Source organism: Microbacterium tumbae (assembly GCF_054780175.1).
The window spans coordinates 418,060-438,758 of sequence record NZ_BAAGWV010000003.1 but is presented as its reverse complement, the minus strand read 5'-3'; the positions used below and the strand labels follow the sequence as shown (position 1 = coordinate 438,758).

Genomic DNA, 20,699 nt, shown 5'->3' with positions numbered 1-20,699 from the left:
TCAGTCCGCGGACTCGACGTAGGTGTACGTCGCGAGGTCGTCTGCGCTGGTGTCCGCGTCGAGGATGATGTTCGGCAGGGTCTGCAGCGGATCGATGCCGTCCACGCCCTCGTCGCTCAGCTGCGCCACGACGGCCTGCACGGCGAGGCGCCCCATCTCCGCCGGGTCCTGGGCGATCAGCGCGGTGAAGACGCCCTGTTCGAGCAGATCCACGTTGGCCTTGTAGGCGTCGTAGCCGACCAGAGCGACCTCGCCGACGAGGCCTTTGGCCTGCAGCGCCGCGGCGGCGCCGGTCCCGTTGGTTCCGTCGATCGCGAAGATGCCGTCCAGGTCGGGGTACGCGGTGAGCCAGTTGTTGACGTTGGTGTTGGCCTTGGTGGGGTTGGATTCGGAGTAGGCGGTCGTGACGACCTCGATCCCCGGATACTCCTTCTCGAGCTGATCGGTGAACCCCTTCAGACGGGCGACGTTCGTGGTCGACGTCGCCGAGCTCAGGCCGACGGCCACCTGATACGTCTCGCCTTCCTGGTAGCCGATGCCCTGTGCGATCGCATCCGCCGCCTTCGCGCCGCCGTCCTCGTTGTCGCCGGTGATGAAGGTGAGGACGTCGTCGAGGTCCTCCACGCTCGTGTCGACGTTGACCACCGGCATCGTGGCCGCCGCACGGTCGACGACCTGCTGCAACGCGACCGGGTCGGTCGGTCCGATGATGAGGGCGTCGGGCGAGGTCGCCAGCGCCTGGTTCACCACCGGGATCTGCGTGGCCGAGGAATAGGTCGTCGCGTCGCCCTGGAACTGCAGGGTCACGCCGAGCTCCGCGGCCGCCTCGTCCGCGCCGACCTTCATGGCCTGGAAGAACGGATCGGACGCCGCTCCCACCACGAAGGCCACGTCATACGACGCAGCGGCGTCCGCGCCGGTCGGCTCGGGGCCGGATGCCGAGCATCCTGCCACCGCCGTCGTCATCGCGCCGAAGGCCGCGAGGAGCGCGACGCCTCTGAACATCTTCTTCATCTGACTCTCCTTTGAGGACGCGCCGGGGCGCGTGGGATGTCTCCTGACGATGACACCGGTATCATTTCGGGCGATACAACCGGTGTCATTCCTTGCACGATTGAGTATGCGAGACAATGAGACCGGTGTCAAGTAGAATCCCGGGAGGACGTTCAGAGAAGCGAGATCACGTGCCCCAGGAACACGAGCAGCCGCACGCGCGCAAGCCGCCGAGGCTGGAGGACGTCGCGCGGATGGTGGGCGTATCGAAGTCGACGGCGGCGCGCGCGCTCCGCGACTCCCCCCTCGTGACGGAGGAGACCAAGGCGCGCATCCGGCAGGCGGCCAGCGAGCTCGACTACCGTGTCAACGCTCTCGCGCGCGCCATGTCGGCGGGCTCCTCCCAGACGCTGGGTCTCGTGATCGCCGACATCAGCAACACCTTCTTCGACCAGGCCACGCGCGCGATCGTCGACACCGCCGCGGAGCACGGGTACCAGGTTCTCGTGCTGAACACCGGTGAGAGCCTGTCCGTGGAGCGCGATGCGATCCGCGTGCTCTGGGAGAAGCGCGTAGACGGCATCATCCTGGTGCCCTCATCCCCCGAAGACGTCTCCCATCTGCAGCGCGGAGCGGGGTCGGTGCCGCCGATCGTGCTGCTCGACCGCACGGTGCAGGGCCTGGACGCGCCCTCGGTGACCACCGACGACGACCGCAGCGCCTACGAGGCGGTCAGCCTCCTGATCGCACAGGGGCATCGCGACATCGGGATCGTCGTGAACACCTCCGACCGGCGCGTCGTCCGGCCCGACGATCCGGGCTCCACCGTCTCGACGATCTTCAAACGCGTCACCGGCGCCTGGGCAGCACTGCGCGGCCACGGCATCGACCCTGCGACGCACCCGCCCGTCTATGTGTCTCCCGTGCACGAGACCGCGACGACCGCGGTGCTCGCGCTGCTCTCCGGACCGCGTCCGCCCACTGCCGTCCTGACCACGAACTCGGACGCGGCGCTCGCGGTCATGGATGCGGCGAACCGGCTCGGCGTGCGCATCGGAGAGGATCTGTCCCTGATCAGCTTCGACGACACGCCCTGGGCGCCGGTCTTCCAGCCGCCGCTCTCGGTCATCCGGCGCCCGATCGCCGACCTCGGCCGCGCGGCGGTCGAACTGCTGCTGCAGACGGTGCAGGATGACACGCACCGCCAGGAATCCCTCGAGCTGCGCAGCACCCTGGTCGAACGCGGGTCCGTCGCCCCTGCGCCCGGCGACGCGGAGGTGCATTCCCCGTCGCATCGGACTGATGCGTAATGCCGCCCTCCGGCCTCCTCTGCCCCTGAGGCTCCGGCCTGCAGACCGGTGAGGCCCGGATCAGATCAAGACCTCAGAAGTCCCAGGTCTGACCCATGTGCTCTCGAGGCGCGGAATCCTGCGGTTTCTTCGGCTCTGCCGACTGCTCGTGCCCTTTACGTGCCACTGGTTCGCGGAACTGATCCCGCCGACGCAGGCCACGCTGTACGCAACGAAGCATACTCGCCTGGCAGATGTGATCGGGGACTTGAATCAAGAACAGCTGACGGGCTCGAGCTGGATCCGGGCGGGATGGCGAATCGCTGAGAATCCGCATGTTTACGCGGTTCTCATCGGGTTCAGTCTACGGAGGAGCACCGGCTGATGACAGACATCCGTAGGGTTTCTGCTTACCAAAGTGGTCGCCGTCACGGACTGCTTCCACGTCCTTCTTGTCGCCGACGCTTCTGCTGCGACATCTTTCAAGGCGGCGTCCGCAGACTGCTCCGCGCTCGCGAAACCTCGAGCGTTGAACCGCCGGTCCTCGCACCCATAGGGCGCGATGATCGTGCAGAGCATCGGGCGGCGTATACGCGCAGCCGAAGCAACCCTCTCTTGTCGTCCAAATGGGCTACAGCCGGAGAGCCGGTTCGTGCGAGTTATCCACGCTCAGCTACCGGGATGCGGACAACCGGCCCGCAAGCGGAGGCGCAACCTCTTTTGGCAGGCGCGAAGAGCCGCTGCTGGACTACTCGACGGTGTGAGAGAAGGTCCTTTCACGAAGCTTTGAGGGCCGAATCTCCTCAGACCACCGGACCCTCAACGTGTATCGACCCGTCACTGCCCGGTCGAGCATCGACGTCACCGGCTTGCCGATATCTACCGGCGATGAGATCAACGTGTTGAATGGCGCGCCATCTATGAGGCTCACGTATGTGAAGAAGTCCTTGCCCATCTGAACGGTCCCGTTCGGCCACGTCAGGTCCCTTGTGTTGCCCTGGGGACCCGAGACCGTGCACAGAACGTCATGGATGTCAGCGTGGCCCCGAACGCCCCAGTCCACCCTGAGCACAGGCACCACCGTTGTGCGTACCTTGACGCGCACCATCTTCCACGCTGGTGTTGTCCAGTGCGGCTTCACTCGACGGCGGCGAAAGCCCATGACGCCAAGGACGATTGCGACGACTGTCACGCCGATTCCTACAATTGTCACAATCGTGTTGAGAGTCGTCGTATCCATCAAGCGCAGAGTAGCGCCTCACGCCTCCGCGCCGCCGCGCACCACGACTGCAGCCCTGAGATTCCGCAATTGCTTAGCCATCAACTTGCGTCTGAGAGCACCGGGACGTTTGCACTCCAGACCGTTAAGCGGACGTGGAGTGCAAGGTTGGCAACCCCGTCGGCCCCTGAACCCTCGACTTTGGGCTCAGCGACTTAGTTGAACCGGTGCGGCCGGGCGTGAGGACGGCCGTTCGCGACTGCTGCCGGAACGCTGTGGTCGTCGTAGATCGTGGCGGCGGGCGCGGGCGGCGGCCACGGAATCTGTGCGAGGTGTGGTCCATCGGGGTGCGCTGCGACCCAGCCGAACGCGCCACGTGCTTGGAGGCGATTCAACTCGCGAGCGACTCGAGTGCCTTCCTGACCATGGATGGTCCAAGTCGCGGGCATCTGCGTTGGTGACTGGAAATCTCCGTACACGAGGGCGTGGCGCGGGCTGAGAGGGAGCACAACCTCTTCGGCGTCGAAGAAACCCACGTCTCGACCATTGGATATCTGCACGAGGTCCCGGGGCGACACACGTTCTCCGTTGATCTGAAGCCGCTTGCGCAGATCGCCCTTCGGGGTTCCGTCTCGCGGCGTGAGCACAACTGGTTCATCGCTGACCACCAACAGCGTCTCGTCGAAGCGCACCACTGAGACCGGCCTCCCCGCCAAGTGATCTGCCAACTGCTCGCTCGCACGTTGGATGAACCGAATGTGCTCGTTCTGGTGCGGCACGATCTCCAACCCGTGGATTTCGGTGACGTCGAGCTTGTCCTGGTTGACCAGCTTCATGCCGTAGTCGGCGACGATCTCCATCGCGCGACGGGTCCGCATTCCGCGCAACGCCTGCACAGCCACGAACGTATCAAGGGCGAAACGGTCCATCCCCGTGGGCGGGCGCGCCTGGCCGAAGGCCGTCGTCGAAAAGAATGGGCGGACAACGCGCGCGAACTCAGCCTCCACCTCGCTGAGCCAGACCTCCATCGCACCGTTTGGCAGCATGTCGAGATCGACGAAGGTATAGAAGTTCTTGACCGAGAGATCACCGACTGAAACGAGTCGCAGCTTGCCCGTAAACCGATCGCGAACGCGGATCTGTCCCGAGTTGGCGAAGCGGCGCAGGATGGTACGGGGCACAATGTGGTGCCGCGTGCCCACCTGGCCCTTGCGATCAATGGAGTCGTACCATTCCCGTGCCAGCCGCTCGGCACCCGCGTCACTGGCGAGCTGATACATCCGTCCCATGGTGGAATCTTTACACGAGCCTCCGACGCGACAGCCGGGCGAGGCTGAATGTCGAGTTGTCCGCGGCCGCGCCGACAATCACACACCAAGGGCTGGTACCGGAAACCAACGCTCGGTCAGGGACCGACTATCGCACAACCGACCGACCCGACGGCAGACAACTTGCTCGACGATCCTCCGGCCGGACGTCGGAAGCGGCGATGGCTGCTTGCACGGCCTCACTCAGGCTGGCCAGGCGCGCGCGGCCAGCTTTGCAAGATTCTCCATGCGCCGATCAACGTCCGCCTTCTCCCATGACGGTTCCTTGGCCAACGCGGACGTCACCTTGAAGACCGATTTCGCGTACTCACTCTTCTTGTTCTCAAAGGGTTTGTCTTCAAGCCCCTTATTGAGGGCCTTCTCGAGAAGTGCCATGTTGCCGAGCGTCTCGACGTAGCCGAGTTTGGCCTCGCTGTTTTTGGCCTCGGCGCGCGGCATCAAGTGCTCAAGTGTCACGCTTCTGCTCGACCAATCCGGGAGGCCTTCCAGCGACTCTCCGTCCTTCGCCCGCTGGGCGCGCTCGATCATCGCAAGAAGGTACCTTGCCCGCGGCAGCGTCACGTTGCCATACCGTCGGAAGTCTGAGATGAACTCAGCATCCTCGACCATGAGGCTCGACAGGACCCTCTTGACGTCCTCTTGGTTATTCGCCTTTCCTTCGCTGACCTGTTTGGCAGCGACACTGAACGCTTTCTCGGCAACACTTCCGCCGAGTTTTCCTGCAAACAGCGCACGAACTGACCAGTTCGTTACCTTGATGAACAACTTGGTCGCCTTACGCTGATCCTTCCACTTCGCGAAGGCAGCAAGAATTAGCGGATAGCTGCTCTCCAGCCCAAAACGGCGTAGCGCAAGAACGTAGTCGCGCGTGTCGAAGTCGAGCGAGTCCCATAGCGCGCTGTCGACGTCCCGCAAAGCCAGATACACCTTTCGTGCCTCGTCGAGCCGGTTGATGTACGCCTTGGCTTTTGCGGGGCCGACTCCGATGTCGCTCTGCATCGCCTTGTAAAGTCCTCGCGCCGTGACGTGCCCATTCCGCGACATGTAGTCGTAGCGGATGAACTTGACGAAGTCCTCAGACTTGTCGAACTCGCCACTGATCTTGATCCAAGAGGCCTGAACAAACGAGAAGTTGTGCTTCGCCTGGCTGAACAGGTAATTCTTTAGGAGATCGGCTGTAGTGAGGTCCGCACCGCGATCGTTGAGCGTCTCAAAGATGACGTATGCCTCGGGGAGGTCGGAAGCCACCGCGACCAACACTTGTACAGACTCCTCGAGCTGATTGGTGAGTTCAATCAGCTTGGAATGATCCGACTCGCTTGGTGCTAACGTCTGCAGGTACTTGACGACGTGACGGTACGCGTCCGCGAGCTTGGACGCTCCGACTTCAGGGAGCGCTCCACGTGCGAGGAGAATGTCGTAGACGGGCTGATCCTCCGGGTTCAATATCAATCGCTCGACGTACTCCTCGGTGGCGAGGTCGAACCCACGAAGGTAGGTCTCATCGATGTGCGTAGCTGACTTCTCCTTCTTGAAGTCCCTCAATCGGTCACGAATAGCGACTAGCAGTACCGCTGTTGTGGTGAGACGTTGCTGCCCATCCACGATCTTCTGCCGGTCTGACTCCTTGTCGTTCGCAAACACGACCGTGCCAAGAAAGTAGGCAGCCTTCTTCTTGCGCGCCGTTTCCATATCGCGAAGGAAATCGATGACGTTGCCCTCGTCCCACGAATAGCTGCGCTGGAACGCAGGTACCTCGAGCCACCGATCGGCGAGAAGATGACTGATTCGGTCATGATCGAACTGGGTCGGGTCAGCCATCTAGTTCCTCCACGATGCGCGCGGGCCAGCAGCGGCGATCGCGGTTCGAACGCCCTGCGTCATCACGTTGTGCGCGCGCAATGAGCACACGTGCGACTGCAGTTGACGTTAGCGTGAGGATGCTTCCCACTCGCGCGGACCCGCCCGGCCAGCGCCATGCTCGAGTCGAAAATGATCGCCAGAGTTTTACGTGGACGAGACTCATGCCCGATGTCGGGCGCTTGATCGATGGCGTGGCTCGCCTCGGACAGGTCGTCGGAGCACTAGCGCAACTCGGCGAAGACGGAAATCCGCAGAGTCGGGGAGCATCGCGAAGGTCGGACTTAGGCAGGCTCAATCACGCCGCCACCGAACGTCGACGGTTACACTCCTCACGCTCCGGTCCTGTGAGCCGATGCCCGCGCACGTTCCCGTTGCGCGCATTGCCCGGATATGGATCGCCAAACGCTCGACTGGCCGTGACAATCCCCGGAAGCAGGTCGTTGCTGAGGATCCACCATCTCAAACTCCGTGCCCGCCGGGAATGGGAGGAGCGGTCGCGCCACCCGATGACCCTCGTCACGACGACGGCAGAACGCGGCATCGGGTCAGTTGTGCGGTCACACGTTGTCGATCGCGGTGATCCATTCGTTGAGTTCCGCGATGAGCTCATCGAGTGTCGATGAGACGCCGGCTTGCTCCGCCGGTATCGCGAAGGTGCGCGCCCAGAGGGGGTTCGTGACGATTGTGGGCGGCCACGAGCGCAGGTGCATCCCGATCTGGGCTGCTTCCGCGGCTCGTACTTGGAAGACGTCAAGCGCGGCCTCCCGCACCCCATCGAGCGATCCCGACGTCGGATAGTACGCATGCTTGATCAAAAGGAGGTCAACGAGATCGCGAACCCGGTCGTTCACGAATGTGGGCGGCTCGTGGGGGTCTGTGCATGCGTGAAGCTTCTGTGCGACCTGGTAGGCCATCGCGATCCCCACGAGCGCGTCAGGAGTCTGAATGCCGAAGAAACCGGTGGAGGGCGCTGCGACCCGGTCCGAGATCTCGCGGACGTGCCCGTCGTCGAAGGCCACTTCGACTTGGACGCGTCGCCATGTGACACCGCGAAGCGACAGCAGCACGTCGAAGCGGCGCGGCTTCACGATTCGAGGAGCGTCGATCGTCTGGATCGTCGAGCGGGAAAGGGCGACGGGACCCCATGGCTGAGCCAGCGCCTCGTCCAGGGCGAGAACGAACTCCTCCACTGAGCCACGGAAGAGAGTGTCAACATCGCGCGTCGCCCGTGCCGACGCACCGAGTCGTCGTTCGAGGTAAACCCCGCCCTTGAGCAGGAAGAGCGGCTGCCGATCGTGACCCAACGCTCGCTGGAGCGCAGCGACGACGATCGTGGACGCCAGAATCCACCCTGTACGGGCAGCGTTCGTGTCGAGCGTCGCTGATGCCTGATGCACCCACTGTTCCAGCACCCGGGCGCTTGCAGGAGTGCGATCCTTCTCAGGGAGCGCGGCGAAAGGGTCGTCAGACATACTTTGATTCGATCTGCGTTGTCAGGTCTGTCACCTCAGCGACGGTGATCCGGCCCCGTTCGCGAGCGGTGTCGATGGCCGCTCGAAGCAGATGCACCGGGACGCCGGTGTCGATTCCCTGCTGGATGGCCGTCTTCTCTGTGACGGTGCGGATGCCCTGCCACCAGGAGAGGTCCGCTTCGGTGAGGCGTGCGTGATGAAGGATGTAGGCGCCTCCGCCACGCTTGTTGATTCGATGACCTTTGGGGATGGTGACGTGGATTCGGTCCGGGTTGATATCGCAGAGCTCGTACACAGCCAACGCGGTGTCATGGCTGAGCGCGGCGTCCGGGGTATTCGCCCACAGGACGGCCAGCATGTACTCATCGCGCTCGGTGGCGGGGAGTTCTGGGAATCGGTAGATGCCGTGGCCCACCCGTTCGAGCTTGTCCCGACGTGCAAGGCGAGCGAGCTCCCCAGGTGCAGCTCCTAAGTTCCGAGCGTCCCGTTCCGTAACAAATCCGTACTGGTCGAGGGCGACATCCCAGAGGTCCTTGCGAAGCATGATTCCCTCTCATCCCTGATGCGAAAAGTATGCCACAAATGGCCTACTTTTCGCACTCGCACTAGCCACAACAAAGTAAGGCGCCCCACGCCCACCCGTGCATGGCCTCTCCCCGTCACGACTTGTGCGCCTCCTTCTTCGCGGCCGCGAGACGGGCCGCGACATGTTCGCTCATCGATCGGCGAGTTCGCGGTCGCGGGTCATCGTGGCGTGCTGGTAGCGAAGCACGACGCTGATGTCTGCGTGCCCTCCACGGCGCATAAGTTCTGCCAGCGTCGCGCCTTCCTGGGCGAACATCGTCAGTCCTGTGTGCCGCAGGTCATGGAATCGGAACCTGCAGGGCAAACCGTGGACGGCAGCCCGACTGTCAGCCCAGATAAAGCCCCATCGCGTGTTGGACAGCGGTAGGCTTCCGCGGACGACAGCCGGCACCAGTGGCGCCGCGCCTTCGGGCGCCACGTTGATACGGAGATGCTCTTCAAGCCGGTCGCGCATGAGACGCGGAACGCTGAGCGACCGCTTCCCCGCATCGCTCTTCAGATCCGTGTAGTCACCCGTGCTCGCGTTGAGCTGCCGACGCACATGCAGCGTGGCGCTACCGTCGTCGCGCCATTCGATGTCACGGCGCTGCAACCCCAGGCACTCCCCGCGCCGCAGCTGGCACCAAGCAGCGAGGAGGACCATGATGGCCCAAAGGTCCGGAGTCGCCTCGTACATCGCCTCGATCTGGGCGGGAGTCGCCAGATCCTCGTCGGGGTCATGGTCGGCATCGTGACGCACTGCCTTCTGCCGGGGTACGGAGATGTCCGGCACCGCCGGGATGATCTGATCCCTGGCCGCACGCCGCAAGATCATCTTGAGCACGATCAGCACGGGCCGCGTGATCCCGTTGAACTCGGACTTCGGGTTCAACGTCGACGGAATCCTGTCCAGTCGCTCGGCCATCGCCCGAATCCGGGCCTGATCGATCTCTCGGATCGGAAGGTCCCCGAACTCGGGAACCAGATATCCGGTGACTTTGCTTTGGTAGGACCGGACAGTGCCGTCGGTCCGCATCTTGCCGCTGCGGTTGGGCTCGGTGCGCACCGCCTCAAGCCACCGTTCTGCATACTCGGCGAATCCGATCGACCTCGCCTTCTCGGCAGCAGCCTCAGCCCGAAGCCGTGCCGCGAGTGTCGCAGGCGGCTCCCAGTCACCGCGAGCGATCCTCGTGTGAACACCGGCGAGCCAGGTGCGAGCGTCGGTCTTCGTCAAGAACGTCAGCGACTTGTCATCCTCCGTCCGAGCTGTGTACTCCCTTCTGTCTGGGCCCACGTACCGGGCCTGCCAGCGCCCCGACGGCAGCTTTCGCAAACTGCCCCATGCCTCTCGTCGAGATCCCGCGCCTCCCCTCTTCGTCGCGTCTCTCATCTTCTCCTCCTGTAGTCACCCAGGGACTCGAGTGGCATGCAGCACCGCCTCATGCACGCAACGCTCCCGACGTCTCGAAGCGCAGATTCCGGGAACTCTGACTGTGTCGAGTTCGGTCCCTTCGGCCCGTAGTGGCACGACGGTCGCGGTCGGTGACCGCTCCGCCGCCGCTCGGAGGATGCGGACGTGCCACTCCTGTGCCCCTCTGAGTGTCGCTAAACGTCCATCTCTGGCAGCTTCTGTCCATTGAGGATCCCGCCAAAATTGCTTCGGACCTGGAGAAAGTACTCGTCTTCGGGCCGCCCCTCTGTCCTCGATAGCCCGGCACCGAGCAAGAACCTGCGAAAAGTACACTTCTGTCCCCTTCTGTCCATTCGATGTGGCACGAAAAGAGGCCCGGACCTGCAGAAACCTGCAGGTCCGGGCCTCCCGTCAGCCCTTTTCAGGGCCGGGCCAGATCTTGAACTTCTAGAAGTCCCAGTCGTCGTCCTCGGTGGCCTCGGCCTTGCCGATGACGTAGCTCGAGCCCGAACCCGAGAAGAAGTCGTGGTTCTCGTCCGCGTTCGGGGAGAGCGCCGACAGGATCGCCGGGTTCACGTTCGTCACCGTGGACGGGAACATCGCCTCATAGCCGAGGTTCATCAGCGCCTTGTTGGCGTTGTAGTGCAGGAACTTCTTGACGTCCTCGGTGAGGCCGACGCCGTCGTAGAGGTCCTGCGTGTACTGCACCTCGTTGTCGTAGAGCTCGTACAGCAGCGAAAACGTGTAGTCCTTCAGCTCGTCCTTCTTCGCCTGGTCGAGCGTCTCGAGCCCGCGCTGGTACTTGTAGCCGATGTAGTAGCCGTGCACGGCCTCGTCGCGGATGATGAGGCGGATGAGATCGGCCGTGTTCGTGAGCTTCGCCCGCGACGACCAGTGCATCGGCAGGTAGAACCCCGAGTAGAAGAGGAAGCTCTCCAGCAGGGTCGAGGCGACCTTGCGCTTGAGCGGCTCGTCGCCACGGTAGTAGTCCATGACGATCTGGGCCTTCTTCTGAAGGTTCGGGTTCTCCACCGACCAGCGGAACGCCTCGTCGATCTCCTTGGTCGAGCAGAGCGTCGAGAAGATCGAGGAGTAGCTCTTCGCGTGCACCGACTCCATGAACGCGATGTTCGTGTAGACGGCCTCCTCGTGCGGGGTGATCGCATCGGGGATGAGCGAGACGGCGCCGACCGTGCCCTGGATCGTGTCCAGGAGCGTCAGGCCGGTGAACACCCGCATCGTGAGCGTCTGCTCCTCGGGGGTGAGCGTGTTCCACGACTGGATGTCGTTGGACAGCGGCACCTTCTCGGGCAGCCAGAAGTTGTTCACCAGGCGGTTCCAGACCTCGAGGTCCTTGTCGTCCTGGATGCGGTTCCAGTTGATCGCCTGCACGTGGTCGACGAGCTTGAGCGGTTCGGGAGGGGTCATTTCTTTCCTAGATCGTGGTCGGAACGTCGCGGGGCTTCGACTCGGCGCTGCGCGCCTCGCTCAACCTTGCACCGACTCGCATCAACACGACTTCGTCGCATCGATCCGAATCGCTACAGCATGCAGGAGACGCACTCGGTCATGTCGGTGCCCTCGAGCGCCAGCTGGCGCAGGCGGATGTAGTAGATCGTCTTGATCCCCTTGCGCCATGCGTAGATCTGCGCCTTGTTGATGTCGCGCGTGGTGGCGGTGTCCTTGAAGAACAGCGTCAGCGACAGGCCCTGGTCGACGTGCTGAGTGGCCGCGGCGTAGGTGTCGATGACCTTCTCGTAGCCGATCTCGTAGGCGTCCTGGTAGTACTCCAGGTTGTCGTTCGTCATGAACGCCGCCGGGTAGTAGACGCGGCCGAGCTTGCCCTCCTTGCGGATCTCGATCTTCGACGCGATCGGGTGGATCGAGCTCGTCGAGTTGTTGATGTACGAGATGGAGCCGGTCGGCGGCACCGCCTGGAGGTTCTGGTTGTAGATGCCGTGCTTCTGGATGGACTCCCTCAGCTGGACCCAGTCGGCCTGCGTCGGCACGAAGTGACCGGCGAAGAGCTCCTTGACCTTCTCGGTCGCGGGGACCCAGGCCTGCTCGATGTACTTGTCGAAGAACGTGCCGGAGGCGTAAGTGGAGTCCTCGAAGCCGTCGAAGGCCGCGCCGCGCTCGATCGCGAGCCTGTTCGAGGCGCGCAGCGCGTGGAACAGCACCGTGTAGAAGTAGATGTTCGTGAAGTCGACGCCCTCCTCCGAGCCGTAGTACACGTGCTCGCGGGCGAGGTAGCCATGCAGGTTCATCTGTCCGAGGCCGATCGCGTGGGAGCGGTCGTTGCCGTCCTCGATCGAGCGGACCGATGCGATGTGGCTCTGGTTGCTCACCGCGGTCAGACCGCGGATCGCGGTCTCCACCGTCGCGCCCAGGTCGCCGCCGTCCATCGCCAGGGCGATGTTCATCGAGCCGAGGTTGCAGGAGATGTCCTTGCCGATCTGGTCGTACGAGAGGTCCTCGTTGTACGTGGTCGGCGTGTTCACCTGCAGGATCTCGCTGCAGAGGTTGGACATGTTGATCCGGCCCTTGATCGGGTTGGCCTTGTTCACCGTGTCCTCGAACATGATGTACGGGTAGCCCGACTCGAACTGGATCTCGGCGATGGTCTGGAAGAACTCGCGCGCGTTGATCTTGGTCTTCTTGATCCGCGGGTCGTCGACCATCTCGCGGTACTTCTCGGACACCGAGATGTCGCCGAAGGGCACGCCGTAGACCTTCTCGACGTCGTAGGGCGAGAACAGGTACATGTCCTCGTCGTTCTTCGCGAGCTCGAACGTGATGTCCGGCACGACGACGCCCAGCGAGAGGGTCTTGATGCGGATCTTCTCGTCGGCGTTCTCGCGCTTGGTGTCGAGGAAGCGCATGATGTCCGGGTGGTGGGCGTTGAGGTACACCGCGCCGGCGCCCTGGCGGGCTCCCAGCTGGTTGGCGTAGCTGAAGCTGTCTTCCAGGAGCTTCATGACGGGGATGATGCCGGACGACTGGTTCTCGATCTGCTTGATCGGGGCGCCGGACTCGCGGATGTTCGACAGCAGCAGTGCGACGCCGCCCCCGCGCTTGCTCAGCTGCAGGGCGGAGTTGATGCCGCGGGCGATCGACTCCATGTTGTCCTCGATGCGCAGGAGGAAGCAGCTGACGAGCTCGCCGCGCTGCGCCTTGCCGGCGTTGAGGAAGGTCGGGGTGGCCGGCTGGAAGCGACCGGAGATGATCTCCTCGACGAGGTCGATCGCGACCTGCTCGTCGCCGTCTGCCAGGGCGAGGGCCGTCATCACGACGCGATCCTCGAAGCGCTCCAGATAGCGCTTGCCGTCGAACGTCTTCAGCGTGTAGCTGGTGTAGTACTTGAACGCGCCGAGGAACGTCTCGAAGCGGAACTTCTTCGAGTAGGCGAGGTCGTTCAGGCGCTGGACGAAGTCGAACGAGTACTTCTCGATGACGGCGCCCTCGTAGTACTCCTTCTCCACGAGGTAGTCCAGGCGCTCCTTGAGGGAGTGGAAGAACACCGTGTTCTGGTTCACGTGCTGCAGGAAGTACTCCCGCGCGGCGCGCTTGTCGGCGTCGAACTGGATCTTCCCGTTCGCGTCGTAGAGGTTCAGCATCGCATTGAGAGCGTGGTAGTCGAGCCCCTCGTATGCGGGGTTCGCCTTGAACGCCACCGTTTCCGTCACTGCAGTACCCACCGTCGTTCCAATCCGTCGGTCACGCGATCGACATCGTCCTGTGTGCCGAAGATCTCTAGCCGGTACAAGTGAGGCACGTGGCACTTGCGGCTGATGATGTCACCGGCGAGGCAGAAGGACTCGCCGAAGTTGGTGTTCCCTGCGGAGATCACTCCGCGCAGGTGGCGCCGATTGCCCTCGTCGTTGAGGAATCGGATCACCTGCTTGGGCACTGCGCCCTGCTCCTCGCCACGACCCTGGCCTCCGCCGTATGTGGGGGTGACGAGGACGAAGGGCTCATCCACCGAGAGAGGCTCCTCGTTGCGGAGCAACGGGATCCTCCGCGCGGGAAGGCCCAGCTTCTCGATGAACCTGGCCGTGTTGCCCGAGGTGCTGGAGAAGTAGACCAGGAGCGGCGCGGCGGTGGCGACGGCGCTCATGATCGGGCCCTCTCCTTACGCCAGACGAGACGCGAGCTCGTCGATCTTGTCGGGACGGAAGCCCGACCAGTGGTCCTCGTCGGTGACGACGACCGGCGCCTGCAGGTAGCCCAGCGCCTTGACCTGCTCGAGCGCCGCGGCATCCTCGGAGAGGTCGTGGATCTCGTACTCGATGCCCTTGGCGTCCAGCGCGCGGTAGGTCGCGTTGCACTGCACGCACGAAGGCTTGGTGTAGACCGTGATCGACATTTCTGTTCCCCTCAAATCCTGATTTCTCCGGCAAACCTCCGCCGGGACTTCAATACTACATATAGGGACGGACATTCGGACTGACCACAAGGGCTAGTAGTTACATCCGTGTAGTTTTCCACCGCTCTCCACTGATACAACACAGGTTCTCCACCGTTTCATCCACAGTTCGCGAACGGATTCCCGACCCTGCGAAGCGCGGGAAATCGCGGCTCGCGTACCCCGTCGCCGGATCCATCCACAGCTCGGACGCTACGCCCGCCCACGGACATCGGGTTTCCTGTGGAATCCGCTTCTCGGCGTGTCGCGGCGTGTCGCGAATCGTCCGGATGCCGGCGACGCGCAGCGCCCGGGTACCGTTGTCTGGTGGCGGGATATCGGGACCTTCTTCGCACCCCCGGCGTGGGGCGGATGATCGCGGCGCAGCTCACCGCCCGCTTCCCCGGCGGCATGGCCTCGCTCGCGATCCTGCTGCACGTCGAGCAGCAGACCGGATCGTACGGCGCCGCCGGTCTCGTACTGGCCGCGACCTCGATCGGCCAGGCCGTGGCCGGCCCCGTCACGAGCCGGTGGATGGGCGCGTGGGGCATGCGGCGCGTGCTCGCGCTCACGGCATCCGCCTGCGTCCTCGCCGTGCTGGGACTCGCGCTGCTCCCCCTGAGCCTGCCCGGCTACATGGCGCTCGGCATGCTGGCCGGCCTGTCGACGCCGCCGGTCCAGTCCGCGGTCCGCACCATCTACCCCAAGCTCGTCAACTCCTCGCAGCTGACGCCGTTGTTCTCCCTGGACGCCTCGCTGCAGGAGATCATCTGGATCCTGGCGCCCGTCGTCATCACGCTCGTCTCGACGCAGGTGGGGACCACGCAGGGGCTCCTCCTCGTCGCGATCGTCCTCGTGCTGGGATGCGGGTGGTTCATCCTCTCCCCCGAGGTCGGCCGTGTGCGCATCCCGCGCAGCCGCCGCGCCTTCGGGCGCGTCGTCCTCAAGCCCCCGGTGCTGCTGGCCACCGTCATCGGGTTCCTCCTCATCGGGGCGTGCTCGGCCGTCGAGGTCGGCGTCGTCGCGACCTTCGAGCACGGCAGCCTGGAGGCCGGCCTCGTGCTGGCGGTCTTCTCGGTCGGGAGCCTCCTCGGCGGGCTCTCCTTCGGGCACATCCCGATCGGCCCCTGGGCGATGGCGCGCCGCCTGCTCATCGTCACGGTGGGGCTCTCCCTGACGATGGTGATGCTGAACGCGTACTGGCTGGGCGGGACGCTGTTCCTCGCCGGCATCGGCATCGCCCCCGCGCTGGCCGTGCTCTTTGCCATCACCACCGCGAGCGTGAAGTTCAGCGAGACGGCCGAGGCCTTCGGCTGGGCGGGCACCGGCCAGCTCATCGGAGCGGCCGCCGGCTCCGCGATCGCCGGATTCCTCGTCGACAGCACCGGCGGAGCCCAGGGCGCGTACCTCGCCGCCACCCTGTTCGCTATCGTCGGAGTGGTCGTCTCCGTGGTGTTCGTCCGGGCCTTCCCGGATCTCCGCCATCGCGACCCCAGTCCCTTCCCCGATACCGAACCCGTGGCGGTCACCCCCTCATGAGCAGCACCCCAGAGATCGTCTGCATCGGCGAGACCATGATCCTCGTCACCCCGACGGACGCAGCCCTGTCCGCGGCGTCCGCCGCCTCCCTCGGCCTCGCCGGCGCGGAGTCCAACGTCGCCGCCGGCCTCGCCGCAGCGGGGCATCGAGCCGTCTGGGCCTCCCGGCTCGGCGATGATCCGCTGGGCACTCGGATCGCCGAAGAGCTCGAACGCCGCAAGGTCGAGCTGTGGGTGGAACGCGACGCGGACGCCCCCACCGGCGTCATGTTCAAGGACCCGGGCGCGGACGGCTCCTCGGTCTTCTACTACCGGCGCGGCTCGGCGGCCTCCCGCATGGCCCCCGGATTCCTGCCCGCCGAGCGCCTCGCCGGCGTGCGGATCGTGCACACCACCGGCATCACCCCTGCGCTGTCGTCCAGCGCGGGGGATATGGTCGACCGGCTGTTCTCCGACGCGCGGGCTGCCGGGGCGCTGGTGTCCTTCGACGTCAACGACCGGCGCGCTCTGTGGTCCATCGAGGATGCCGCGGCGACGCTCGCCCGGCTGGCCGACGCGGCGGACATCGCCTTCGTCGGACGCGACGAAGCGGAGCGGATCTGGGGCACCGTCACCCCTGAGGAGATCCGCGCCCTCCTCCCCCGCTGCCCTCTGCTCGTCGTGAAGGACGGCGCCGTCGGCGCGACGGCCTTCGAGGGCGATGCGGAGCCGATGTTCGTGCCCGCTCCCGTCGTCGACGTCGTGGAGCCGGTGGGTGCAGGAGACGCCTACGCCTCGGGCTTCCTCTCCGCGACGCTCCGGGGCCTCCCGCTGGCCGAGCGCCTGTCGGCAGGGCATGCGGCGGCCGCCAGGGTGCTCGCGATCGCCGCGGACATGCCCCCGATCGACTGAGCGGACGTCCGTTCTGCAGGATGCCCGCCGTGTTCTGCAGGATCGGCGGGCCGATCCGCCCGGATCCGCCCCGTTCTCGGCCCCCTTTCTGCATCTGCTCCTGCAGAACGACCGCATGCTCCTGCAGAACGACCGCCCGGCATGGTCGTAGGCTGATCCCGTGGCTGCTGTGACCCTGCCCCGGCTCTCCTGGGGTGCATCCGATTCCCCGAAGACGGCCCTGCTCGTGCACGGCCTCGGCTCCTCCGGCGCGTTGATGTGGCGTCTCGGCGAGACGCTGGCCGACGCCGGATGGCACGCCGTCGCCGTCGACCTGCGCGGGCACGGCGACGCCCCGCGCGCGCTGGACTACAGCGTCAGCGCCTACGCGGACGACCTCGAGGCGACCGTCCCCGATCGCGGCGACCCCTGGGATGCCGTAATCGGCCACTCGCTGGGCGGGGCGGCGAGCACGGTGGCCGCGGCATCCGTGCCCTCCTGGACGAAGCGGCTCATCCTCATCGATCCGGCGATCCTGGTCGCCGACCGCGACGCGGCGATCGTGCGCAAGAGCCAGGAGCGCGCCTTCGCCGACAACCGCATCGAGGTCGTGCGGGAGGAGCATCCGCACTGGCACGAGCAGGATCTCGAGCTGAAGATCGACGCCGTGGCGCGCGCGAGCGCCTGGGCGATCGCTCAGACGAGCACGCAGAATCAACCGTGGGACGTGCGCGCGGAGGCTGCCCGACTCACCGTCCCGACCCATGTGCTCGGCGCGGACCCCGAGGTGTACAGCCTCTTCACCGGCGCCGTCGCCGAGGAGGTGCTCGCCGCGAATCCGCTCATCTCCATGTCGATCGTCGCGGGTGCGGGGCACTCGCCGCACCGGGACAGGCCGGAGGAGACCGCCCGCCGGCTGCTCGAGGCGCTGTCGTAGACGCGCCGGGCGACCAGAAGGAGCAGACATGACGTTCGATGAGACCGCTTTCCTCCCCGACGATCTGCTGGAGCGCATCCGCGTGAGGGCTCCGATCCACGACAGGGAGAACACGTTCCCTCAGCAGGATCTCGATGAGCTGCGGGATGCCGGCTACCTGCGCATCCTCGTCCCCGCCGAACGCGGCGGGGCGGGCCTCGGACTCGAGCAGGCCGCGCTCCTGCAGCAGCGCCTCGCGACGGCCGCGCCGGCCACAGCGCTCGCGATCAACATGCACCTCGTGTGGACGGGAGTGGCGAAGGTGTTCGGGGATCGCGGCGTCCCCGGCCTCGAGTTCCTGCAGGACGGCGCCGTCGCAGGGGAGGTTTTCGCCTTCGGGATCAGCGAGGGCGGCAACGACCTCGTGCTGTTCGGCAGCGACACCGCGGCCGTCCCGACCGGTGACGGCGGCTACGCGTTCACCGGGACGAAGATCTTCACCTCCCTCGCTCCGGTCTGGACGCGGCTCGGGCTCCACGGCCTCGACACCACCTCGCCCGACGCGCCGAAGCTCGTGTTCGCCTTCGTGGACCGCACGGATGCCGTCGAGACGAGCGACGACTGGGACACGCTGGGCATGCGCGCGACGCAGAGCAGGACGACGCGGCTGAACGGCGCGATCGCTCCCGCTGAGCACGTCGTGCGCAGGATCGATCCTGGCCCCGGCGCCGATCCGATCGTGTTCGGCATCTTCAGCGCCTTCGAGATCCTGCTGGCCTCCGTCTACACGGGCATCGCGCGGCGTGCGCTCGATCTCGCGGTCGAGACCGTCCGGGAGCGCCGTTCGAAGAAGACCGGGACGACCTACGGCCAGGATCCGGACATCCGCTGGCGCATCGCGGACATGGCGCTCGCCTACGACGCGCTTCCGCCGCAGATCGCCGCCCTCGCCCGCGACGTCGACGCCCTCGCTGACCATGGCCCCCGCTGGTTCACTCTGCTGTCCGGGCTGAAGCACCGCGCTGTGACGACGGCGAAGCGGGTCGTGGACGAGGCGATCCTCACCGCGGGCGGCGGCGCGTACTTCTCTTCGAACGAGCTGTCGCGGCTGTACCGGGACGTTCTGGCCGGAGCGTTCCATCCGAGCGATCCGGAATCCGCGCACGCCACCACGGCGAGCGCCTGGCTCGGCCCTCTCGAAGCCTGAGTCCTCCCTCCGCGAGACTGCGACACCACGCCGAGGCGCATGCGTATCGCTGACGTCTCGGCGTGGTGTCGCAGTCTCGAGTCAGGCGAGGAAGCCGCGCAGCAGCGCCTCTGACCCGGCCAGGTGGTCGCGCATCGCGGTCTCGGCAGCGTCCGGCCGCCCGGCGAGGATCGCGCTCACGATGCGCCCGTGCTGCTCGCCCGAGTGCTCGATGTTGCGGGGCAGGAGAGGAAAGGTGTCCAGCCAGACGTTGACCTGGGCGCGGTTCTCGGCCACGAGGGCGACGAGGGAGGGAATTCCTGCGGCTTCCGCGATCGCGAGATGCAGCAGCGTGTCCAGCCGCCGGTACTCGTCCGGTCCCGCCGGCAGCGCCGCCTCGTGGCGCGCCCACAGATCCGCGCGGATCGCGGCGTCCAGCGGACGGGCCGCCGCCGCTCGGGCGGATCCGCTCTCCAGCACGCGGCGCATCCCCAGCACGTCGTCGAGCTCGGCGGGATCGGCGCGCCCGGCATCCCGGGGCGAGGGCAGCGGATCTGCGACGAACGTCCCGCCGTACCTGCCGCGCCGCGGCACGAGGTATCCGGCGTCGGCCAGCTCCCTGATCGCCTCGCGGACCGTGTCGCGACTGACGCCGTACGACGCGGCGAGCTCGCGCTCCGGCGGCAGCGAATCGCCGGGGGCCACGACCCCGAGCCGGATCGTCTGCACGAGCCGCGCGACGGTGTCCTCCAGGGCGTTCCCCTGCCGGATCGGTCGGTACACCGCCCTGCGGACCCCCTCGAGGTCATTCTCCGGCAGAGGAATCGTCATGGTCCCAGTCTCGCCGATCAGAGCGGGGTGACGTACGCGTTCGTGATGCCGCCGTCGACGACGAAGGTGCTGGCGGTGATGAAGGAGGAGTCGTCGGAGGCGAGGAAGGCCACTGCCGCCGCCAGCTCCTCCGGCTCCGCGAAGCGCCCCATCGGCACGTGCACGAGACGGCGCTGCGCCCGCTCGGGGTCCTTGGCGAACAGCTCCTGCAGCAGCGGGGTGTTCACCGGTCCTGGACACAGCGCGTTCACGCGCACGCCCTGGCGGGCGAACTGGACGCCCAGTTCGCGGGACATCGCCAGCACCCCGCCCTTGGACGCCGTGTAGCTGATCTGCGAGGTGGCGGAGCCCAGCAGGGCGACGAAGGACGCCGTGTTGATGATCGACCCGCGCCCGGCCGGCACCATGTGCCGAAGCGCCGCGCGGCTGCACAGGTACACGCTCTTCAGGTTGACGTCCTGCACGCGATCCCAGGCCGGCAGCTCGGTGGTCTCGATCGAGTCGTCGTCGGCGGGCGAGATCCCCGCGTTGTTGAAGGCGATGTCCAGGCGTCCGAACTCCGCGGCGACGCCGTCGAAGAGCGCGTTCACCCTGTCCTCGTCGGCGACGTCGACGGGACGGAAGGCTCCGCCGACCTCGTGGGCCGCGGCCTCTCCCGTGGCGGGGTCGACGTCGGCGATCACGACGAAGGCTCCCTCCGCGGCGAAGCGGCGGGCGGTGGCGAGCCCGATGCCGCTCGCGCCGCCGGTGATGATCGCGACGCGGTCCTTCAGTCGCTGGGTGAGATCGATGGTCATGGATTCCTCCGGATGGG

The 20,699-nt window shown here is 65.7% G+C and carries 18 protein-coding genes; 5 read left to right on the top strand and 13 right to left on the bottom strand.

Translation table 11 applies throughout. The annotated features are described in order from the left end of the window. Complete coding sequence (locus ACYVGQ_RS13825) at positions 1 to 1,014, bottom strand: substrate-binding domain-containing protein (RefSeq protein ID WP_460785224.1); 1,014 nt, start codon at positions 1,012 to 1,014, stop codon at positions 1 to 3. Positions 1,015 to 1,184: 170 nt separating this feature from the next. Here ACYVGQ_RS13825 and ACYVGQ_RS13820 point away from each other — a divergent pair, with 170 nt between their 5' ends. Next, the gene (locus ACYVGQ_RS13820; protein ID WP_460785223.1) at positions 1,185 to 2,303 is read left to right on the top strand and encodes a LacI family DNA-binding transcriptional regulator; all 1,119 of its coding nucleotides are present in this window, start codon (positions 1,185 to 1,187) and stop codon (positions 2,301 to 2,303) included. A 727-nt stretch (positions 2,304 to 3,030) separates the two neighbouring features. Here the strand turns inward: ACYVGQ_RS13820 and ACYVGQ_RS13815 are convergent. The 10 genes from ACYVGQ_RS13815 to nrdH form a co-directional block, all read right to left on the bottom strand. Continuing rightward, complete coding sequence (locus tag ACYVGQ_RS13815; protein ID WP_460785222.1) at positions 3,031 to 3,474, bottom strand: hypothetical protein; 444 nt, start codon at positions 3,472 to 3,474, stop codon at positions 3,031 to 3,033. Between the two features lie 242 nt (positions 3,475 to 3,716). Continuing rightward, complete coding sequence (locus ACYVGQ_RS13810; protein ID WP_460785221.1) at positions 3,717 to 4,790, bottom strand: DUF4238 domain-containing protein; 1,074 nt, start codon at positions 4,788 to 4,790, stop codon at positions 3,717 to 3,719. Between the two features lie 222 nt (positions 4,791 to 5,012). Then, positions 5,013 to 6,650, bottom strand: a complete 1,638-nt coding sequence (locus tag ACYVGQ_RS13805; protein WP_460785220.1) for a DUF262 domain-containing protein — start codon at positions 6,648 to 6,650, stop codon at positions 5,013 to 5,015. A gap of 599 nt (positions 6,651 to 7,249) precedes the next feature. Continuing rightward, positions 7,250 to 8,164, bottom strand: a complete 915-nt coding sequence (locus ACYVGQ_RS13800) for a nucleotidyl transferase AbiEii/AbiGii toxin family protein (RefSeq protein ID WP_460785219.1) — start codon at positions 8,162 to 8,164, stop codon at positions 7,250 to 7,252. Further along, entirely contained in the window at positions 8,157 to 8,708 is a 552-nt protein-coding gene (locus tag ACYVGQ_RS13795) for a type IV toxin-antitoxin system AbiEi family antitoxin domain-containing protein (RefSeq protein WP_460785218.1), read from the bottom strand. The genes ACYVGQ_RS13800 and ACYVGQ_RS13795 overlap by 8 nt, the downstream gene beginning before the upstream one ends. A gap of 171 nt (positions 8,709 to 8,879) precedes the next feature. Continuing rightward, positions 8,880 to 9,962: a tyrosine-type recombinase/integrase gene (locus tag ACYVGQ_RS13790; protein ID WP_460785217.1), complete on the bottom strand. Its 1,083-nt coding sequence runs from the start codon at positions 9,960 to 9,962 to the stop codon at positions 8,880 to 8,882. A 624-nt stretch (positions 9,963 to 10,586) separates the two neighbouring features. Then, positions 10,587 to 11,567: a class 1b ribonucleoside-diphosphate reductase subunit beta gene (gene nrdF, locus ACYVGQ_RS13785; protein WP_460785216.1), complete on the bottom strand. Its 981-nt coding sequence runs from the start codon at positions 11,565 to 11,567 to the stop codon at positions 10,587 to 10,589. Between the two features lie 113 nt (positions 11,568 to 11,680). Then, on the bottom strand, positions 11,681 to 13,825 hold the full coding sequence (gene nrdE, locus ACYVGQ_RS13780) for a class 1b ribonucleoside-diphosphate reductase subunit alpha (protein WP_460785215.1): 2,145 nt from the start codon (positions 13,823 to 13,825) through the stop codon (positions 11,681 to 11,683). After that, positions 13,822 to 14,256: a class Ib ribonucleoside-diphosphate reductase assembly flavoprotein NrdI gene (nrdI, locus tag ACYVGQ_RS13775; protein ID WP_460785214.1), complete on the bottom strand. Its 435-nt coding sequence runs from the start codon at positions 14,254 to 14,256 to the stop codon at positions 13,822 to 13,824. The genes nrdE and nrdI overlap by 4 nt, the downstream gene beginning before the upstream one ends. Positions 14,257 to 14,271: 15 nt before the next feature. Then, positions 14,272 to 14,505: a glutaredoxin-like protein NrdH gene (gene nrdH / locus ACYVGQ_RS13770; protein WP_236125277.1), complete on the bottom strand. Its 234-nt coding sequence runs from the start codon at positions 14,503 to 14,505 to the stop codon at positions 14,272 to 14,274. 411 nt (positions 14,506 to 14,916) lie between these two features. Between nrdH and ACYVGQ_RS13765 the strand changes: the two genes are divergently transcribed. The 4 genes from ACYVGQ_RS13765 to ACYVGQ_RS13750 all read left to right on the top strand — a co-directional run bounded on the left by ACYVGQ_RS13765 (position 14,917) and on the right by ACYVGQ_RS13750 (position 19,075). Next, positions 14,917 to 16,083 (top strand): MFS transporter, encoded by a 1,167-nt coding sequence (locus ACYVGQ_RS13765; RefSeq protein WP_460785465.1) that lies wholly within the window; start codon positions 14,917 to 14,919, stop codon positions 16,081 to 16,083. Beyond that, on the top strand, positions 16,080 to 16,973 hold the full coding sequence (locus tag ACYVGQ_RS13760) for a sugar kinase (protein ID WP_460785213.1): 894 nt from the start codon (positions 16,080 to 16,082) through the stop codon (positions 16,971 to 16,973). Before ACYVGQ_RS13765 ends, ACYVGQ_RS13760 begins: the two co-directional genes overlap by 4 nt. Before the next feature lie 160 nt (positions 16,974 to 17,133). Continuing rightward, on the top strand, positions 17,134 to 17,889 hold the full coding sequence (locus tag ACYVGQ_RS13755) for an alpha/beta fold hydrolase (RefSeq protein ID WP_460785212.1): 756 nt from the start codon (positions 17,134 to 17,136) through the stop codon (positions 17,887 to 17,889). 28 nt (positions 17,890 to 17,917) lie between these two features. Further along, complete coding sequence (locus ACYVGQ_RS13750; RefSeq protein WP_460785211.1) at positions 17,918 to 19,075, top strand: acyl-CoA dehydrogenase family protein; 1,158 nt, start codon at positions 17,918 to 17,920, stop codon at positions 19,073 to 19,075. 81 nt (positions 19,076 to 19,156) lie between these two features. On the opposite strand, the gene ACYVGQ_RS13745 is transcribed toward ACYVGQ_RS13750, so the two are convergent. Both ACYVGQ_RS13745 and ACYVGQ_RS13740 read right to left on the bottom strand, forming a co-directional pair. Beyond that, positions 19,157 to 19,885 (bottom strand): FadR/GntR family transcriptional regulator, encoded by a 729-nt coding sequence (locus tag ACYVGQ_RS13745; protein ID WP_460785210.1) that lies wholly within the window; start codon positions 19,883 to 19,885, stop codon positions 19,157 to 19,159. Between the two features lie 17 nt (positions 19,886 to 19,902). Then, on the bottom strand, positions 19,903 to 20,682 hold the full coding sequence (locus tag ACYVGQ_RS13740; RefSeq protein ID WP_460785209.1) for a 3-oxoacyl-ACP reductase: 780 nt from the start codon (positions 20,680 to 20,682) through the stop codon (positions 19,903 to 19,905). Positions 20,683 to 20,699: the final 17 nt, after the last annotated feature.

Excerpts from the sequence above, each read along its gene's own strand:
- ACYVGQ_RS13740 (WP_460785209.1), bottom strand. The coding sequence starts at position 20,682 with ATGACCATCGATCTCACCCAGCGACTGAAGGACCGCGTCGCGATCATC.
- nrdF (WP_460785216.1), bottom strand. The coding sequence starts at position 11,567 with ATGACCCCTCCCGAACCGCTCAAGCTCGTCGACCACGTGCAGGCGATC.
- ACYVGQ_RS13810 (WP_460785221.1), bottom strand. The coding sequence starts at position 4,790 with ATGGGACGGATGTATCAGCTCGCCAGTGACGCGGGTGCCGAGCGGCTG.
- ACYVGQ_RS13745 (WP_460785210.1), bottom strand. The coding sequence starts at position 19,885 with ATGACGATTCCTCTGCCGGAGAATGACCTCGAGGGGGTCCGCAGGGCG.
- ACYVGQ_RS13750 (WP_460785211.1), top strand. The coding sequence starts at position 17,918 with ATGACGTTCGATGAGACCGCTTTCCTCCCCGACGATCTGCTGGAGCGC.
- ACYVGQ_RS13765 (WP_460785465.1), top strand. The coding sequence starts at position 14,917 with ATGATCGCGGCGCAGCTCACCGCCCGCTTCCCCGGCGGCATGGCCTCG.
- ACYVGQ_RS13800 (WP_460785219.1), bottom strand. The coding sequence starts at position 8,164 with ATGTCTGACGACCCTTTCGCCGCGCTCCCTGAGAAGGATCGCACTCCT.
- nrdI (WP_460785214.1), bottom strand. The coding sequence starts at position 14,256 with ATGAGCGCCGTCGCCACCGCCGCGCCGCTCCTGGTCTACTTCTCCAGC.
- nrdH (WP_236125277.1), bottom strand. The coding sequence starts at position 14,505 with ATGTCGATCACGGTCTACACCAAGCCTTCGTGCGTGCAGTGCAACGCG.
- ACYVGQ_RS13760 (WP_460785213.1), top strand. The coding sequence starts at position 16,080 with ATGAGCAGCACCCCAGAGATCGTCTGCATCGGCGAGACCATGATCCTC.
- ACYVGQ_RS13825 (WP_460785224.1), bottom strand. The coding sequence starts at position 1,014 with ATGAAGAAGATGTTCAGAGGCGTCGCGCTCCTCGCGGCCTTCGGCGCG.
- ACYVGQ_RS13795 (WP_460785218.1), bottom strand. The coding sequence starts at position 8,708 with ATGCTTCGCAAGGACCTCTGGGATGTCGCCCTCGACCAGTACGGATTT.
- ACYVGQ_RS13805 (WP_460785220.1), bottom strand. The coding sequence starts at position 6,650 with ATGGCTGACCCGACCCAGTTCGATCATGACCGAATCAGTCATCTTCTC.